Annotated in this window: 12 protein-coding genes; 8 read left to right on the top strand and 4 right to left on the bottom strand. The window is 68.6% G+C overall.

All coding sequences use genetic code 11. The features are described from left to right. Positions 1 to 14: 14 nt before the first annotated feature. The gene (gene polA, locus ACKY0W_RS09560) at positions 15 to 2,729 is read right to left on the bottom strand and encodes a DNA polymerase I (RefSeq protein WP_409437355.1); all 2,715 of its coding nucleotides are present in this window, start codon (positions 2,727 to 2,729) and stop codon (positions 15 to 17) included. Beyond that, positions 2,722 to 3,612: a LysR family transcriptional regulator gene (locus tag ACKY0W_RS09555; RefSeq protein ID WP_409437354.1), complete on the bottom strand. Its 891-nt coding sequence runs from the start codon at positions 3,610 to 3,612 to the stop codon at positions 2,722 to 2,724. Before ACKY0W_RS09555 ends, polA begins: the two co-directional genes overlap by 8 nt. A 70-nt stretch (positions 3,613 to 3,682) precedes the next feature. On the opposite strand from ACKY0W_RS09555, the gene ACKY0W_RS09550 reads away from it, so the two are divergent. Genes ACKY0W_RS09550 through ACKY0W_RS09535 form a run of 4 tightly spaced genes read left to right on the top strand, consistent with a single transcriptional unit; the run spans position 3,683 to position 6,764 of the window. Continuing rightward, positions 3,683 to 4,831 (top strand): FAD-dependent monooxygenase, encoded by a 1,149-nt coding sequence (locus ACKY0W_RS09550; protein WP_409437353.1) that lies wholly within the window; start codon positions 3,683 to 3,685, stop codon positions 4,829 to 4,831. A 49-nt stretch (positions 4,832 to 4,880) separates the two neighbouring features. Beyond that, positions 4,881 to 5,324: a Zn-ribbon domain-containing OB-fold protein gene (locus tag ACKY0W_RS09545; RefSeq protein ID WP_046286377.1), complete on the top strand. Its 444-nt coding sequence runs from the start codon at positions 4,881 to 4,883 to the stop codon at positions 5,322 to 5,324. Further along, complete coding sequence (locus ACKY0W_RS09540) at positions 5,321 to 6,523, top strand: lipid-transfer protein (protein WP_065042209.1); 1,203 nt, start codon at positions 5,321 to 5,323, stop codon at positions 6,521 to 6,523. The genes ACKY0W_RS09545 and ACKY0W_RS09540 overlap by 4 nt, the downstream gene beginning before the upstream one ends. A gap of 10 nt (positions 6,524 to 6,533) precedes the next feature. Beyond that, complete coding sequence (locus ACKY0W_RS09535) at positions 6,534 to 6,764, top strand: DUF167 domain-containing protein (RefSeq protein ID WP_024441357.1); 231 nt, start codon at positions 6,534 to 6,536, stop codon at positions 6,762 to 6,764. On the opposite strand, the gene ACKY0W_RS09530 is transcribed toward ACKY0W_RS09535, so the two are convergent. Further along, positions 6,739 to 9,159 carry a PEP/pyruvate-binding domain-containing protein gene (locus tag ACKY0W_RS09530; protein ID WP_409437352.1) on the bottom strand — a complete coding sequence of 807 codons (2,421 nt, stop codon included), beginning with the start codon at positions 9,157 to 9,159 and terminating at the stop codon, positions 6,739 to 6,741. The genes ACKY0W_RS09535 and ACKY0W_RS09530 overlap by 26 nt on opposite strands. Positions 9,160 to 9,530: 371 nt before the next feature. Between ACKY0W_RS09530 and gjpA (ACKY0W_RS09525) the strand changes: the two genes are divergently transcribed. Together gjpA (ACKY0W_RS09525) and ACKY0W_RS09520 are read left to right on the top strand one after the other, a co-directional pair. Then, a complete protein-coding gene (gene gjpA, locus ACKY0W_RS09525) occupies positions 9,531 to 10,616 on the top strand; it encodes an outer membrane porin GjpA (RefSeq protein ID WP_064889785.1) in 1,086 nt (361 codons plus the stop codon). Positions 10,617 to 10,663: 47 nt separating this feature from the next. Continuing rightward, positions 10,664 to 13,162: a PGRS repeat-containing protein gene (locus ACKY0W_RS09520; protein WP_305070825.1), complete on the top strand. Its 2,499-nt coding sequence runs from the start codon at positions 10,664 to 10,666 to the stop codon at positions 13,160 to 13,162. 63 nt (positions 13,163 to 13,225) lie between these two features. On the opposite strand, the gene ACKY0W_RS09515 is transcribed toward ACKY0W_RS09520, so the two are convergent. Continuing rightward, the gene (locus ACKY0W_RS09515; RefSeq protein ID WP_409437351.1) at positions 13,226 to 13,891 is read right to left on the bottom strand and encodes a GntR family transcriptional regulator; all 666 of its coding nucleotides are present in this window, start codon (positions 13,889 to 13,891) and stop codon (positions 13,226 to 13,228) included. A gap of 561 nt (positions 13,892 to 14,452) precedes the next feature. Here ACKY0W_RS09515 and gjpA (ACKY0W_RS09510) point away from each other — a divergent pair. Together gjpA (ACKY0W_RS09510) and ACKY0W_RS09505 are read left to right on the top strand one after the other, a co-directional pair. Then, a complete protein-coding gene (gene gjpA / locus ACKY0W_RS09510) occupies positions 14,453 to 15,559 on the top strand; it encodes an outer membrane porin GjpA (RefSeq protein WP_409437350.1) in 1,107 nt (368 codons plus the stop codon). A 50-nt stretch (positions 15,560 to 15,609) separates the two neighbouring features. Further along, a complete protein-coding gene (locus tag ACKY0W_RS09505; protein WP_409437349.1) occupies positions 15,610 to 17,784 on the top strand; it encodes a PGRS repeat-containing protein in 2,175 nt (724 codons plus the stop codon). Positions 17,785 to 17,838 lie beyond the last annotated feature (54 nt).

Below are 17,838 nucleotides of genomic sequence, written 5' to 3'. Positions count from 1 at the left end.
GGCCGACCGACAATCTAGTGCGCCGCTGAATCCCAGGATCGCCCATATCCCACCGCGACCTCCAGCGGGACGCTGAGCGGGTAGGCGCTGCCCATCTTGTCGCGCACCAGCGCCTCCAGCTCCTCGCGTTCGCCGTCGGCCACTTCGAACAGCAATTCGTCGTGCACCTGCAACAACATTCGCGACCGCAGGGTGGAGGCCTTGAGGGCCTGATCGACGTTGATCATCGCGACCTTGATGATGTCGGCCGCACTGCCCTGGATCGGGGCGTTGAGCGCGGCCCGCTCGGCGGACTCCCGGACCTGGCGGTTGCTGCTGTCCAGTTCCGGCAGGTAGCGCCGCCGGCCCAGCACGGTGGAGGTGTAGCCGTCCTTGCGGGCCTGCTCGACCACCTCGTGCAGATAGTCGCGGACCCGGCCGAACCGGTCGAAGTAGGCGTCCATCTGCTCTTTGGCCTCTTCGGTGGAGATCTTGAGCTGGGAGGCCAGCCCGTAGGCACTCAACCCGTAGGCCAGGCCGTAGGACATCGCCTTGACGCGGCGGCGCATGTCCGGGGTCACCTCGTCGATGGGCACCGAGAACGCCCGCGACCCGACGAACGAGTGCAGGTCTTCGCCGGTGTTGAACGCCTCGATCAGGCCCTCGTCGGCCGACAGGTGCGCCATGATGCGCATCTCGATCTGGCTGTAGTCGACCGTCATCAGCTCGGGGTAACCCTCGCCGACCACGAAGCCGTCGCGGATCTGGCGGCCGGCGTCGGTGCGGATCGGGATGTTCTGCAGGTTGGGGTCGGTGGACGACAGCCGCCCCGTCGCCGCGATGGTCTGATTCAAGGTGGTGTGGATCCGGCCATCGGAGGCAACCGATTTCAGCAATCCGTCCACGGTCACCTTCAGCCGGGTGACGTCGCGGTGGGTCAGCAGGTGCTCCAGGAACGGGTGGCCGGTCTTGTCGAACAGGGTCTGCAGCGCGTCGGCGTCGGTGGTGTAGCCGGTCTTGGTCTTCTTGGTCTTGGGCATGCCCAACTCGTCGAAGAGCACCACCTGCAGCTGCTTGGGCGAGCCGAGGTTGATCTGCTTGCCGATCACCGCGTAGGCCGCCTCGGCGGCGTCACGGATCCGGTCCCCGAACCGGCTCTGCAGCTGACTCAGGTGGTCGAGGTCCACACCGATCCCGGCGGTCTCCAGCTCGGCCAGCACCCGCTGCAGGGGTAGCTCGATGTCGGCGAGCAGACCGGAGGAGTCGATGCGGGTCAGTTCGAGATCCAGCGCGTCGGCCAGGTCATTGACGGCCCGGGCCCGCAGGATCGCGGTCTGCACTGCCTGATCGTCGATGCCCTCGGTGTCATCTAACAGCGAAAGCTGTTGCTGTTCATCGGATTCGGCACGCAGTTCCCGGCGCAGGTAGCGCACCGAGAGGTCGTCGAGGCTGAAGCTGCGCTGGCCGGGCCGCACCAGGTAGGCGGCCAGGGCGGTGTCAGAGGTGACGCCGTCCAGGGTCCAGCCGCGCCCGGCCAGGTCGTGGATGGCCAGCTTGGCCTCGTGCAATGCCTTGGGCTTGCTCGGGTCGGCAAGCCAGGCGCCCAGCGCGGCGTCGTCGTCGGCGGTCAGCGTCGCGGTGTCGATGTAGCCGCCTTCGCCGTCCGCCGAGGCCAGGGCCAGCGCGGTCGCGTCGCTGTCGAAGCTGCGATGCGTGCCGATCACGGCCAGCCCGGTGCGGCGGCCGTCGGCGGCGTGTTCGGCCAGCCACGAGGCGACCGTCCCCGGCTCCAGGGCACCGCCGCGCACCTCGAAGCCCTCCTCTGCTTCGGGCACCGCACCGCCGGCGGTGGAGAGCGTCTCGAACAGCCGGTCGCGCAGCACCCGGAACTCGAGGTCGTCGAAGAGCTGATGGATCTGCTCACGGTCCCACGGCACCAGCCGCAGGGTGTCCGGCGTCTGGGCCAGCGGCACGTTGCGCACCAGGTCGGTCAGCTCGCGGTTGAGGATCACGGTGGACAGGTTGGCGCGCAACGCATCTCCGACCTTGCCCTTGACGGTGTCGACCTGGTCCACCAGGCCCTGCAGGGACCCGTATTCGGTGATCCACTTCGAAGCGGTCTTCTCCCCCACCCCGGGAATGCCCGGCAGGTTGTCGCTGGGGTCGCCGCGCAACGCCGCGAAGTCCGGGTACTGCGCCGGGGTCAGCCCGTACTTCTCGACGACCGCATCCGGGGTGAAGCGGGTCAGGTCGCTGACGCCCTTGCGGGGGTAGAGCACGGTCACGTTCTCGTTGACCAGCTGCAGGGCGTCGCGGTCGCCGGTGACCACCAGCACCCGGTAACCCTCGGCGTCGGCCTGGGTGGCCAGCGTGGCGATCAGGTCGTCGGCCTCAAAGCCCGGCTCCGACAGCGCGGTGATGCCCAGCGCGGCCAGCACCTCCTTGGTGATGTCGATCTGGCCGCGGAACTCATCGGGGGTCGACGAACGGGTGGCCTTGTACTCCGGGAAGCGCTCCGAGCGGAACGTCTGCCGCGACACGTCGAACGCGGCGGCGATGTGGGTGGGGCTCTCGTCGCGCAGCAGGTTGATCAGCATCGCGGTGAATCCGTAGACCGCGTTGGTGGTCAGGCCGCTGCGGGTCTTGAAGTTCTCCGCGGGCAGGGCATAGAACGCCCGGTATGCCAGCGAGTTTCCGTCGAGAAGCAGCAGCGTCGGTTTGGTCTGACTCACGGCCCCAACTCTATGCACCCGTCCCGACACGCAGTAACTGCCGCGCCCTGTCGACGAGCACCCGGGCGGCAGGGCTGCGCGGTCCCGACGCGCGCCACGCCAGCACCAGCCGGCCCCGCAGCTCCGGCGTCAGCCTCAGTGGGTGCAGGCCCGGGCGGCCGCGAGCCATCGAGCGCGGCAGGATCGCGACCCCGAGCCCACGCTCGGCCAGGTCCGCCAGCGCCTGCGGGGTGCTGGCCTCGAATGCGATCCGCGGGGAGATCCCAGCCACCGCGCAGGCTTGGTCAAACTGGCGGCGGATGCCGGTGCCGACGGGCAGCGCGATCAGCGGCCGCTGCGCCAACTGGGGGAGGCTGACCGTGGCATGCCCCGCCAGCTCATCGGCCAGGCTCACCGCCGCGTCGACGGGCTCGTCGGTGACCACCTCGATATCCAGCCCGGCGGGCTGCTCGCCGGGGCCGACCGACACGATCGCCAGATCCAGGTCACCGCCGCGAACCGCGTCGACCAGCTGGTCGGAATTCGCTGTGCTGAGGGTGATTTCGACGTTCGGGTACTCCGCGTGAAACCCGGCGAGCAGCCCGGGCACATCGACCGAGTGAGCGGTCACAGTGCCGATCGTGACCGTGCCACGGACCAGCCGGCTGAGCTCGTCGACGGCCAGCCGTACGTCATCCACCGCCGCCAAGGCGGCTTTGGCGTACGGGAGCACGGCCGCGCCGGCCGCCGTCGGGCGAACCTCCCGGCGGGAGCGGTCCAGCAACCGCTGGCCGAGTTCTCGCTCGAGCCGCCCGATCTGGGCGCTGACCGCCGGCTGCGCCACATGCACCCGCTGCGCCGCGCGGGTGAAGTTCGCTTCCTCGGCCACCGCCACGAAGTATTCGAGCTGCCGCAGTTCCATAAGCGATGAATATAGTTTCTGGGCTGAACAGATATTGGACTTATAGTTTCCAGGCCGGGACGCTGAGGTCATGACGAATTCGGACGTACTGATCGCCGGCGCCGGTATCGGCGGATTGACCACCGCACTGACCCTGCACGCGCGGGGGATCCCCGCGACCGTCATCGAAAGCGCCCGGGACTTGCGGCCGTTGGGCGTCGGCATCAACCTGCTGCCGCATGCCGTCCGGGAGTTGTCCGCCCTGGGCCTGGGCCAACAGCTGTCGGCGCTGGCGGTGGCACCGACATCGCTGGCGTACTTCGACAGTCGCGGCCGGGAGCTGTTCCGTGAACGGCGCGGCATCGCCGGCGGCTACGACTACCCGCAGTACTCGGTCCACCGCGGCGATCTACAGCTGCTGTTGCTCAATGCGGTGCGAGAGCGGTTGGGCGCCGGCGCCGTACGCACCGGATCGCGGGTCACCGGGTTCGTCGACGACGGCGACGCGGTGCGCGTGCAGGTGGGTGAGGACGAGCTCGTGGGCGCCGTCCTGGTGGGTGCAGATGGGATTCATTCGGCGGTGCGCGCCCAATTGCACCCCAGCGGCGACGAGCTGCGGTGGTCGGGGGTGCGGATGTGGCGCGGCGCCGCACCGGGAGAGCCGTACCTGGACGGGCGCACCATGGCGATCGTCAAGGCCGACGACGGCATCGAGTTGGTGATCTATCGGATCGGCGCCGGCCTGATCAACTGGGTGCTGTTGGTGCCCGAGGCCCAGCCCGGGCCGCTTCCGGACGCTGCCCGTTGGAATCAGCGATGCCAGGCCGAACAGGTGTTGGACTACCTAGACGGCTGGCGGCTGGATTGGCTCGACGTCGCCGATCTGGTGGGACGCACCGCCGACCCGCTGGAATACCCGATGGTCGATCGCGATCCGCTGCCGTGGTGGGGCCGGGGACGCGTGACCCTGCTGGGCGACGCGGCGCACCCGATGTATCCGGTGGGCGCCAACGGCGGATCGCAGGCCATCCTGGACGCCCGCGCCCTGGCAGACAGCCTGGCTGCGCATCCCGACACCGGCCTGCGAGCCTATGAGGAGCACCGCCGAGAAGCGACCGCCGCGGTGGTGGCCGCCAATCGGGAGATGCACCGCCGCGGCGCCATCCTGCGGTCGGACAACCTGGCCCGGGTGACCGCCGCCTACCGGCGCGACACCGGAGCGGATCGGGCGCGGGTCTGAACTTAGAACACGTTTCAGTTTCGCCGTTCGGGTTGGGTACGCTGACCGGGTGCCAGATGTAGCCTCGCAGCCGGCCATCGACGGGTGGTTCGCCACCGACGACGCCGGCCTCCCCCACCTGACCGGCGCCAAGTGTCCGCAGTGCGGCACCTATGTGTTCCCGCCGCGTGAGAACAACTGCCCCAACCCCGCCTGCGACGGCGACGTGTTGGAGCCGGTCGCGCTGTCGCGGCGCGGCAAGATCTGGAGCTACACCGAGAACCGGTACCTCCCGCCGTCTCCTTACCCGCCGAGCGACCCGTTCGAGCCGTTCGCGATCGCCGCGGTGGAACTGGCCGACGAGGGCCTGATCGTGCTGGGCAAGGTCGTCGAGGGCACCCTGGCCGCGGACTTGAAGGTCGGCATGGAGATGGAACTGACCACCATGCCGCTCTACACCGACGACAACGGCGTGACGCGCACCGTCTACGCGTGGAAGAAGGTGGACGCATGAGCGCTCCTGAGCCGCTGTACATCCTGGGTGCGGGAATGCACCCGTGGGGCAAGTGGGGCCGCGACTTCACCGAGTACGGGGTGGTCGCCGCCCGTGCCGCGCTGGCCGACGCCGGCCTGAACGCGCAGCAGATCCAGTTCATCGCCGGCGCGGACACCATCCGCAACGGCTACCCGGGCTTCATCGCCGGTTCGACGTTCGCCCAGAAGCTGGGCTGGAACGGGGTTCCGGTGTCGTCGTCCTACGCCGCCTGCGCCTCCGGTTCGCAGGCCCTGCAGAGCGCCCGGGCCCAGATCCTGGCCGGCTTCTGCGACGTGGCGCTGGTGATCGGCGCCGACACCACCCCCAAGGGCGCCTTCGCCCCGGTCGGCGGCGAGCGCAAGAACGACCCGGACTGGCAGCGGTTCCACCTGATCGGCGCGATGAACCCGGTGTACTTCGCGCTGCTGGCGCGCCGCCGGATGGACCTCTACGGCGCCACCTCCGAGGACTTCGCGCAGGTGAAGGTGAAGAACTCTCGCCACGGCCTGAGCAACCCGAATGCCCGCTACCGCAAGGAATCCGCGGTCGAAGACGTGCTGGCCAGCCCGGTGGTCTCCGACCCGCTGCGCCAGCTCGACATCTGCGCCACCTCCGACGGCGCTGCGGCGTTGATCGTGGCCAGCGCGGAATTCGCCCGCAAGCACCTGGGTTCGCTCGACGGTGTGCCGTCGGTGCGCGCGGTGTCCACCGTGACCCCCCGCTACCCGCAGCACCTGCCCGAATTGCCGGACATCGCAACCGATTCCACCGCCGTGGTGGCGGCCCCGGAGCGGGTGTTCAAGGACCAGATCCTGGATGCGGCCTACGCCGAGGCCGGGATCGGCCCCGAGGACGTCAGCCTGGCCGAGGTCTACGACCTGTCCACCGCGCTGGAGATCGACTGGTACGAACACCTGGGCCTGTGCGCCAAGGGTGAAGGCGAGCAGCTGCTGCGCAGCGGCGCCACCACCATCGGCGGCCGGGTGCCAGTGAACCCGTCCGGTGGGCTTGCCTGCTTCGGCGAGGCGATCCCGGCGCAGGCCATCGCCCAGGTGTGCGAGCTGACCTGGCAGCTGCGCGGTCAGGCCACCGGCCGGCAGGTCGAGGGCGCCACGGTGGGCGTCACCGCCAACCAGGGTCTGTTCGGGCACGGCTCGTCGGTGATCGTCGCCCGGTAGTTACTCCGCGATGGCAGAATCCGTCGTCGTCAAGGTCAAGCCGGGCAGCCGCAAAGGCCCCCTGGTCGAGACCGACGACGACGGGCAGCTGACCGTCTACGTGCGCGAGCCCGCGGTGGACGGCAAGGCGAACGCCGCCGTCATCCGGGTGCTGGCAGAGCATTTCGACGTTCCGCGCAGCCGGGTCGAGCTGGTGTCCGGTGCGGGCGCGCGCGTCAAGCGTTTCCGGATCGATCGGTAGGCGGCTTATCGAGGATTCGCACGGTCCCCTGCGAGCCATCGACCTCCACCCACGCCCCATCGGGGATGACGTGGGTGCCGTTGCCTGTCCCGATGACGCACGGTATGCCGAGTTCGCGCGCGATGATCGCGGCGTGCGACAACGTGCCGCCCACATCGATGGCCATCCCGGCCACTGCCATGAACCGCACCACCCACGACGGGTCGGTGGTTCGTGCGATCAGCACATCGCCAGCGCCGAGGTCGACGGACGCGCTGGGATCGGTCACCACCCGTGCCCGTCCCCGGGCACGGCCCGGGCTCGCAGCGGCACCGGTAATGAGTGCCTGCCCCCCGACCGCGGCCGGCGGGTTGCCCGGATCGCCGGCAAACGACAACGGGGGCTCCTGCGTGGCGAATCGCGACCGAACCCGTTGGCGGGCAAGAACATCTGCCGAAGACAGCGCTGCGCTTCCCCGGAGTTCGTCGAGTGTGCACCAGACCGCATCTGCGTCCATGAAGGACACCGCATGGCGGGCAACGTCAAGATCTTGTAGGAAGGCGGTCTTCCCGATCTCCCGACCGACCAGGGCTCGACGCGCCATCGCGATCAGGCCGGTGACGGCACCGCGCCGCGCGCGCGGCAAAAGAGCACGCAGGTCCGACTCTGCCTGGCGTCGTTCATCGCGCCGGCGGTCCAACGCGACACGCGGATCGCGTACACCGCCGCCATCGGCCCAGGTGTGTGCTGCCTGCAGCACCGGTTCCGGGTTCTGCCGCCACGACGCGGACGCGATCTCGCCCTCGTCGGGTCCGTGGAATCCGTGTTCGCGAAGGAACTGGTCGAGCGCGATCGCGCCGCCGGCAAGCAGACCGAGATCCCTGGCCAGCTGCGCTTCGGGGAGGTCACCATCGCCGGAGAGCAGGTCGATCGCCAGATCGCCGGCCACGCGCTCGACTGCCTGGTACAGGCTTTGGCACAGGTACGTCTGCATGGTGTGAATGGTCAAGGTCTCCTCGAAGCGCCTGGCGGCCCCGACCAGCAGCGCCAGAGGATCGTCGGCCGGTCGCCACGCATCCCGCTGCCACGCTTGCCGTGAAGTCGCACTGGCGGCGCGCAGGCGCCGATTCAGCAACGCAAGGGTGACCGGTGCGCGGAGGGCCATCCGGCATGCCGTCGCGACGCGCGCGTGTGTCGGTGCCGCGTCGACGTGTTCCGCCTCGCCGAGAAGCTGCTGGCTGAACGCGCTCGGATCCACGCCGGGGATCCGAGCGACTTGGCTCAACAGCAAGTCGACCGACAGCACCGGCCAGCCCCGTGCGAGGGTCAGAAGCTGCCCCTGCCGGCTCTCGCGCTGTGTCACGACGCCGAGGTGGGTTTGCGTTTGTCGCTGCGCCTCGGTGAGGCCAACACTCCACATCGACCAGGAAAGCGGCGTCGGCACGCCAGGCACGGCTTCACCGATGTTCACTCGGGTCCAACGACTTTCGGGCGCTCGCGGCGGGTCATATAGCTCGATGCTTCTCGCCTGGGCCGCCACCACGTCGGCCCCGGTGACCGGCCGCGCCTGCAGAACCCAGACCTGACCTTGTTCATCGACGACCCACTCGATGTCCTGCGGGCTGTCGTACCACCGTTCGATCCGCACTGCACACTCGGCAATGTTTCGAATCTGGTTGTGGGACAACGGATATTTCCGCATCGATACCCCGGTGTCGACGACCTGCAAGCCGCTCTTGTCCACCACCGTGCGCTCGGGCGTGACCAAGCCATCGGTCACATTTCCGCCATCTCCGTGCGCAAACTCGATGACCACCCGGTCCGTACGGCCGTTCAATGGGTCCGCGGTGAAAGCGACGCCTCCACAGGCCGAATCGATCTGCCGCTGAACGACGACAGCCATGTCGACATCGGGATCCAGCCCCCGCGCTTCCCGGTATCGGCGAGCCCGCGGGGACGAGGTCGACGTCCAGCAATGGTCCACGGCGGCAAGCAGTTGCGCGCTTCCCCGGACGTTGAGAACCGTCTCGTAGATTCCCGCATGCGACGCACTGTCGCCGTCCTCGGACACGGCCGAGGATCGCACGGCTACGGCGACGTCATCGCCCATGGCTTGGTAGTTCGCGACGATCGCCGCACGTACTACCTCCGCGGGAACTACGTGCGCGGGCACCCCGATGACGAATCCGTCGGGTATGGGCAGCTCGGCCGCCAGCAGCTCACCGAGGTTGGCGCCCTTGCCGCCACTGAACGCGATATCGGTTGCGCGGATGTCACGCAGTCGCTTGATGACAGCGCTCATGCACCCGGATTGGGGTTGCGGTCCGCGAGCGCCATGAAACCCAAATCTATCTGCCGCGAGGCGGTCTTGGAAGATTTCGCGCCCCGCACGCCTGAGCCGGGAGTCCGAGTTCATAGAAACCCGTCTAAAGGCTGAGACAGGAGTACGTCCCGGTCGAACCTTTCTTGGCGCGCAACGCTCGTGAGGGGCATCCTGCCGTTACTTACATTCATATTTTGGCGCGAGAAGCCGCGGCCGGACAAGAAGCGCTCCCGCCACGTGACGAAGCTCCCGACGAGCGCAACGAAAGCTGTAACACCTGCAGATTTACTGGTCTCTAGCCCAGGAGGCCAGGACCCCGAAGGTCATGCCGCAACCCCGTTACCAGCGATAACTTCGCGCCGGTGAAACCTGTTCTGATTTTTTGTATACAAATCATCCAACTCTCAGCTACTCTCGTCCCGTTCCATGTCGCGCTGTGCCCCAGATACCTGAAGGAGACCCCCTTGCACGCCACAGTTCGCCCCTACGCCACCGCAGGTGTGGCTCTGGTGGGGGCCAGTCTTGTCGCGGTGACACCGGCGGCCGCCCCCCTGCCCGCTCTGCTCAAGACCGAGTCCTCCTCGGTGCAACTGGCCAGCGCATGGCAGGACATTTTCAATGCGACGTCGGCCAATCTGACTGCGATGCTGAACAACTACTACCTGGCCCCTGGGGTTGGGATGCAGCAATTCGTGGCCAACCAGCTGGACTACGCCGACCGGCTGCTCAACGACCCGGCCGGCTCCACGAATTGGGTAAACGAGCAGATTCAGCTGCACTTGAATGCGGTGATCTCCGGCTGGGCGCTGCAGAACGCCACCGACGAAACCCGGGCCACGGTGCTCAACCACACCATGGACAGCACCCATCAACTGATGTTCGGGCAGATCGCCGGCTACATCCCACCGGATGTGGACACGGACTCGATCATGCCGATCATCGACTACCTGGGGTCCCCGGCCAGTGCACTGCTTATGGCGTCGATCGGGCCCATGATCAGTCCGTGGATCGCGTTGCTCAACGGAATCACCGACGGTGACAACCCGTTCGACATCCTGGCCAATATGGGCGGCGCGTTCTTCAACGGCGCCACGCTCAACCTGGATGCCCTACTGCCAATGATCAACGAGGCCGGCTTCTTCCCGGCCGGCATGAACATGGACCACCTGGACTTCGCCTTCGCCGGTTTGCTGTCCGCAGGCGCTGCCTCGGTGACCTACCAGGTGCTGGGCCCGGGCGGTGAAGTGGCGGCCGAAGTGCCGTCGATCGGTGGGTCACTGTTCCAAAGCGTGGGGCTGGAACTCAGTGGCGTCCCGGTGCTGGGAACCCTCGATCTCAACAGTGCCGCCATCGGGCCGATCGCGGCCTGGCAGGCCTGGGGACAGACCGTCGGTGCCCTGTTGGGATCGGGTTGGGACGGCAAGGGCCCGGTGGTTGTCACCCCGCCGCTGGCGGGAGCTGAGTTGCCAATCACCGACACGCTCGATGACGGCGGCTCCGGTGCGGCTACCGATGCGTTCGGCTGGCTGGGCGACCTGTTCGGCCTCTGAGCCCCAAAACCCTTTACCCCCATTCCTTGAGAGAGGTATCCCTGCACATGAGTCACCACATCAATGCACACCGCACCTCCCGGGCGGTCGGCGCCGCCAGTGCGGTCGGCGCATTCTTGGCATTCGGCATGACCCCCCTGACCGTGGCTCCCCCGGCACAGGCCGACGAATTCGATTGGATCGCTGATCTTTTCGACACCTCGGCATGGCTGACCCCCGAACCGGCCGAGGTGGGCGCCTTCGACTGGACCACCATGATCGATCAGTGGTTCTACGACCCCATCCACGACGGACTGCAGGCCTGGATCACCAGTGATTTCGGTGAGCTGGTCAACGGCGCGATCAACACCATGGCCGGGCAATACCTGATCGGCAATGGTATCGACGGCACCGAAGCCAACCCCGACGGCGGCAACGGCGGCCTGTGGTTCGGCGACGGCGGAGACGGCTGGGACAGCACCGAAGCCGGCGTGGCAGGCGGCAACGGCGGCAATGCGGCCGGCTGGCTCGGCGACGGTGGGACCGGTGGTGATGGCGGTGCCGGTGCCAACGGCGGTGACGGCGGAGCCGGCGGCAACTGGATGGGCAACGGCGGAAACGGCGGGGCTGGCGGAGCAGCACTGGACGCCGACAGCATCGGTGGCAACGGCGGACTCGGCGGCAACGCCTCAGCCTGGTTCTTCGGCAATGGCGGTAACGGCGGCATGGGCGGCGCAGGCGTTGACGGTGTGGCAGGCACCTGGACCAACGGTGGTGACGGAAATGGTGGCGCAGGCGGGCTCGGCGGCAGCGGTGGCAACGGCGGGCGCAGCAGCTTCATGTTCGGCAACGGTGGCAACGGCGGTAACGGCGGGGCCAACGGCAACGGTGGAAACGGAGCCACCGGCACCGCGGAACACGTCAACGGCGGCAACGGCGGGAACGCGGGAGTCAATTGGAGAGTCGGCCACGGTGGGACTGCCGGTGAACGAGGCTCGACCATCTTCACCAGCCCGATGTACGGCCAGGCCGGTCAACTCGGCCACTCCTCCAATGGCGGCAATGGCGGCAACGGCGGCGACGCCTACCAAGACGGCAGCGGCGACTACCTGGGTAATGGCGGCAACGGCGGCAACGGCGGCTACGGCGGGGGTTACACGGGCCCGACCGGCATCGGCGCGGACGGCGGCAACGGCGGCAATGGCGGCGCCGGGATCAACGGTGGCAACGGCGGCAACGGCAACACCGCCAGCAACAGCCTCCCCGGGAACCCCGAACTCGGCGGCAGAGGCGGCGATGGCGGCAACGGTGGTTTCGCCAGCGCCGGCACCGGCGGAAACGGCGGCAACGGCGGCTCGGGCCGCGGTAGCGGCGGTGGCGACGGCGGCAGCGGCGGCAACGGCGCCACCGACGACCCCACGGTCAAAACTATCGGCGGTAAGGGCGGCAACGGCTCTAACGCCTTTGGGGCCGGCCCAGGAGGTACCGGCGGCAACGGCGGCACCGGTACCTATGCCGGAGGCAACGGAGGCAACGGCGGCAGCGGCGGCAGCGGCGGCGGCTACGAAGGCGCCAAGGGCGGTGCCGGCGGTACAAGCACTGGCTGGCAGCACGACGGCGTCACCTACAGCATCGGCGGCAACGGAGGTAACGGTGGCGCCGGGGGTGCCGGCACCGTCACCACCGACGGCGGGACAGGCGGTGCCGGAGGTGCCGGAGGCAACGGTGCCACCGGCCCCGGTGTGATCAGCATCGGCGGCAAAGGCGGCAACGGAGGCAACGGAGGGAGTATGACCGCCGGACTTGCCGCGGGCGACGGTGGTGCAGGCGGGGCCGGAGGCTCTGGCACCGCTTCCGGCGGTAACGGCGGCAACGGAGGCAACGGAGGCACCGCGTCTATCCCCGTGACCGGCGGCGCGGGCGGCACCGCCGGCAACGGTGGAGCAGGCGGTGTCGGCGGCGCCAGCGGCGGCGTCGAGACCCCTGCCAACGACCTGGGCATCGGACCCAGCCATGCCGGCAACGGCGGCAATGGCGGCAACGGCGGCAGCGGCACCATCGGTACCGGCGGTGATGGAGGTGTCGGTGGTACCGGTGGTAGCGCTCAAGGCGCCGTCGATGGCGGCAACGGCGGCAACGGCGGGACCGGCGGCACTGGGTTCGTAGGAGGACCCGCAACCAACCCCGCGCACGGTCCCGGCGGCAACGGCGGCAACGGTGGCGACGCCGGCAACGGCGGCAAGGGCGGTTCCGGGGGTAGCGCGGTCTCCGGCGACGGCGGCAAGGGTGGTACCGGCGGTGCGGGGGGCACCGGCGGCGCCGGTAGGGCTGGCGGCAACGGCGGCACCGACTCCGACGGCAACACCTTGCCCGGCGGCAACGGCGGCAACGGCGGCGCGGGCGGCGATGGCGCCGCGGGCGGGGCCGGCGGCACCAGCACCGGCGGCTCCAGCGGGGCCCACGGCGCAGGCGGTGCGGCCGGTACCGGTGGGACCGCGGGCAATGGCGGCAACGGAACCCCCGCTGGACAACCCGGCACCGCAGGCAACGACGGTCAGCCCGGCTAGGCCGACAACAAGACGCTAATGTCCCCCAAAACTCCTGTTTTGGGGGACATTAGCGTCTGTTCGTCAGGTGGCCGACGCGTCGTTCAGCACGCCTCGCTCGGTCAACTCGGCGATCACCACCTTCGCCCGCAAGTCCGCCCGCTCCATGTTCGCGGCCCGCGCGGCCTCGGGATCCTGGCCGCGAATTGCCGCGGTTTCGGCTTCGTATGTGTGCACGAACTCCTCATTGCCCCGGGGATAGCTCCCCCAGAATCCGCGCGGCGCGAAGACACGTGCCGCGACGATCGCCGCCTGCAGCCGGGGACCGGCGTACTCCTCGACGATGATGCGCCGGTAGGCGTACGCCGCCTCTTGAAATGCCTTGGGCTCCTTACTGGCTCGCAACGTCCGCAACGCCGCATCCAGTTCGGCGAGCACTCGCGGCGTCGGGTTCGTCGCCGCACGCGCTGAGGCGATCCCGTTCAGCACACCGTGCAGTTCATGCTGTTCGAGAACGGCCGCTTCATCGAACCGCTCAACAAAGACACCGCGGTGATAACGGCTGGCCAACAGTCCGTCGTGCTCGAGTTGGTCGATGCCCTGCTGAACCGGAAGCCTACTGACCCCCAGAGCGGCCGCGATCGCGTCACGGTTGATGCGGTCGCCCGTGCGCAACTCTCCGGCAAGCACTAGGTCGACAATGTGATTGACAACCAGGTCCTTTTCCTTGACCCCGTACTTCTTGGGCATGGAGTGCTCACCTGGAACTTTCGCAAAACTCGGCAGGGCGCTTTGTTGGATCACCGAAAGCGCCCGGACCACGTGTGGCAATGCGAGCCTGCAAAAACTCCACTATCTGACGTAGCGACCCTTTCTCCGCCAAACCCTAGCGCAGCCGCAGTGTGACACACGCGTTCGAAGGCTCAGACCGTGGTCACACGTCGCTTTCGCCGCGCTCGATGACGCGCGCACGTTAATGAGTAGCACCTGAGTGTCGCAGACAGAAGTCTGCGTTTCCCTCCTTGATCCGCGCCATCCGACATTTCACGTATACATAATATCGCGGCCGAATGCGCACAATGCGCCGGAAAGATGCCCCGCCTTCCCGGTCGGCGCCACCAGCGTCCACCTCAAGGATAGGCGCGCTACCTCGTCATATCTGGCCACGGGCCGGACCGCCAGCCGGATCGCCTAATACAGACAGCACGAAACCCGTCCGACAACAGCACCCAGGACCTGCGGATTAGAACACGTTTCAGAATCACGTATACAAGACAGCAATTTCTAAGCTAAGTTCAGCTTGTCGATCTCGTGCTGTGCATCACATACCTGAAGGAGTTCCCCTTGCGCGCCACCGTTCGCCCCTATACCACCGCTGGTGTGGCACTGGTTGGAGCCAGTCTTGTTGCCGCTTCCCCAGCTCCTGTGTCGATGCCGGTCTCCCTTGATGTGCAGTCGCGTGCCGTGGCGCTGGCCAGTGCGTGGGACGACGTACTTAATGCCGCGTCGGCCAATGTGACCACCATGCTGAACAACTGGTATTTGGCGCCCGGAGTGGGGATGCAGCAGTTCATTGCCAATCAGATGGGTTACTGGGATCTGTTGGCCAATGACCGCGCCGGGTCGATCAACGAGGTAACCGAAGAGGTTCAGAAACATCTGAACGCGGTGATCTCCGGGTGGGCGTTGCAGAACGAAACCGACGCGACCCACTCCACGGTGCTCAACCACACCATGGACGGCACCCATCAGCTGATGTTCGGCCAGATCGCCGGCTACATCCCCGCGGATGTGGACAAAGACTCGATCATGCCGATCATCGACTACCTCGGCTCTCCGGCCAGTGCGATGTTGATGGGCATGATCGGCCCTGGCATCAGCCCCTGGATTGCGTTGCTCAACGGCATCACCGACGGCGACAACCCCCTCGACATCCTGGTCAACATGGGCGGCGCGTTCTTCAACGGCGCCACCCTGAACCTCGATGCGCTGTTACCGATGATCAACGAGGCCGGTTTCTTCCCCGCCGGCATGAACATGGATCACCTGGACTTCGCGTTCGGCGGGTTGTTGTCCCCGGGTGCGGCCGCGCCGATCTACCAGGTGCTGGGTCCCGGGGGCGAGGTCGCCGCGGAGGTGCCGGCGGTTGGTGGGTCGATCTTCCAAAGTGTGGGTCTGGAATTCAGTGGGGTCCCGGTGCTGGGCACCCTCGATCTCAACAGTGCCGGTATCGGGCCGATCGCGGCCATGCAGGCCTGGGGCCAAACCGTCGGCGCCCTGCTCGGCTCGGGCTGGGACGGCAAGGGCCCGGTGGTGGTGACCCCGCCGCTGGCCGGGGCTGAGCTGCCCATCATCGATGACGGCGGCGCCGCAGCCACCGATGCGTTCGGCTGGCTGGGCGATCTGCTCGGATTCTGATTCCCCTAAATCCTTTGTCCCCTAACTTCTCAAGAGAGGTCTCGCTGCACATGAGTCACCACACCAATACGCGCCGCGCCTCCCGGGCCGTCGGCGCCGCCAGTGCCGTGGGTGCTTTCCTGGCCTTCGGGATGGCCCCCCTGGCGACCGCACCGGCAGCCCAAGCTGATGAGTTCGATTGGATCGCTGATCTTTTCGACACCTCGGCATGGCTGACCCCGGAGCCGGCCGAGGTGGGCGCCATCGATTGGACCACCATGATCGACCAGTGGTTCTACGACCCGATCCACGACGGCCTGCAGGCCTGGATCACCAGTGACTTCGGTGAAATGGTCAACGGCGCCATCAACACCATGGCCGGCCAATACCTGATCGGCAACGGCATCGACGGCACCGCCGAGAACCCCGACGGCGGCAACGGAGGCCTGTGGCTCGGCGACGGCGGCGACGGCTGGAACAGCGTCGAAGCCGGCGTCGCCGGTGGTAACGGCGGCAACGCCGCCGGCTGGATCGGCGACGGCGGAACCGGCGGCAACGGCGGCGCGGGTGCCGACGGCGGCGACGGCGGGGCCGGCGGGCTCTGGATGGGCAACGGCGGAAACGGCGGAAACGGCGGAAACGGCGGTGTCGCGATCGACGCCGGCGGTTCAGGTGGCAACGCCGGTAACGGCGGCAACGCTTCGGGCTGGTTCTTCGGTAACGGCGGCGACGGCGGAATCGGCGCTGCCGGCGCAACGGGCTCAGCAGGCACCTTCGCGGGCGGCGGCGACGGGAACGGCACCGGCGGCGGCGCCGGCGGCAACGGCGGGGCCGGTGGGCGCAGCAGCTTCATGTTCGGCAACGGCGGCAACGGCGGAACCGGCGGCCACGCCGGGGCGGGGGGCGCCGGCGCCACCGGTACGGCCGACCACGTCAACGGGGGCAACGGCAGCTGGGGTAGCCAAGGCGGCAACGGCGGAGCTGCCGGTGGCCGTGGGTCCAGCATCTACACCAGCCCGATGTACGGGCAGGCCGGAAGCGGCGGCAACGGCGGCAACGGCGGCAACAGTGGTGACGGCGGCAACGCCTACCGGGACACCGACGGCTCCTACCTCGGCAACGGCGGCAGTGCCGGCTACGGCGGGGACGCCGGTTCGGGCCACATCGGCGGTGACGGCGGCAGCGGCGGGCACGGCGGCACCGGCCTCAACGGTGGAACCGGTGGGTACGGCGGGTCCGGCGGCGCCTCAGAGAACAACGCCATGGCAAGTCACGGCGGCAACGGCGGCGACGGCGGCGACGCCACGGCCGGACGGGCGGGCGACGGCGGCGGCGGCGGCTTCAACGCCTACGGCGCGGGCGGCAGCGGTGGAAACGGCGGCAACGGAATCGCCACGGACGCAAGCGTCAAGACCACCGGCGGTGACGGCGGCCTCGGCGGCGACAGCTACTCCACCGCCCCCGGATCCGGTGGAAACGGTGGTAACGGCGGAACCGGTAGCTACACCGGCGGTAACGGCGGCGCCGGCGGTTGGGGCGGCGGCAACGGCGGGGACGGCGGCAGCAGCACCGGCTGGCAACACGACGGCAGCACTTACAGCGTCGGCGGCAACGGCGGCGATGGGGGACTTGCTATTGCGGGCGGAGCACCCGGCGGCGACGGGGGTGCCGGTGGCAATGGCGCCACCGGTGCCGGTGTGGTCAGTGTGGGCGGCAACGGCGGCACCGGCGGAGGCGGCAGTTCCAACACCGGCAGCGTGCTCGGTCCCGGAGGTGTGGGCGGTGACGGCGGTGCGGGTGGCGCCGGCGGGTCAGGTACGGCCTCAGGCGGAAACGGCGGAGCCGGCGGTAGCGCCGGTGCCGGCGCGACCACGGGCGGAAACGGCGGCAACGGAGGGGCCGGCGGTGCCAGTGGCGGCGTCGAGACCCCGGCCAACGATCTCGGCCTCGGGCCCAGCCACGCCGGCAACGGCGGCAACGCCGGCAACGGCGGGGCCGGCGGGACCGGCTATCTCGCCGGCGGCCAACCCGCCACCAGTGGTGACGGCGGCGCCGGCGGCAATGGCGGCGCCGGAGGCAACGGCGCGGGAACCGTCAACGGCGGTACCGGAGGCCACGGCGGCGATGGCGGCGCGGCCGGCGAGACCGACGGCGGCCCCGGCCAGCCCGGCACTGCGCCCGCCGGGACCGTCGGCGGCGCCGGCGGAACGGGCGGCACCGGCGCCCATTGGGCGCCCGCGGGGTAGCCCTACGCCCCAGACACCACGGTCGTCGGGTTCAACCAGGGGCCCGGCGACCGT

The sequence above is a fragment of the Mycobacterium sp. SMC-14 genome, from assembly GCF_046250075.1.
In the GTDB taxonomy this organism is placed as follows: Bacteria; Actinomycetota; Actinomycetes; order Mycobacteriales; family Mycobacteriaceae; genus Mycobacterium.
Note: the sequence above shows the minus strand (reverse complement) of the source record. Positions and strands in the feature narration are given on the sequence as shown.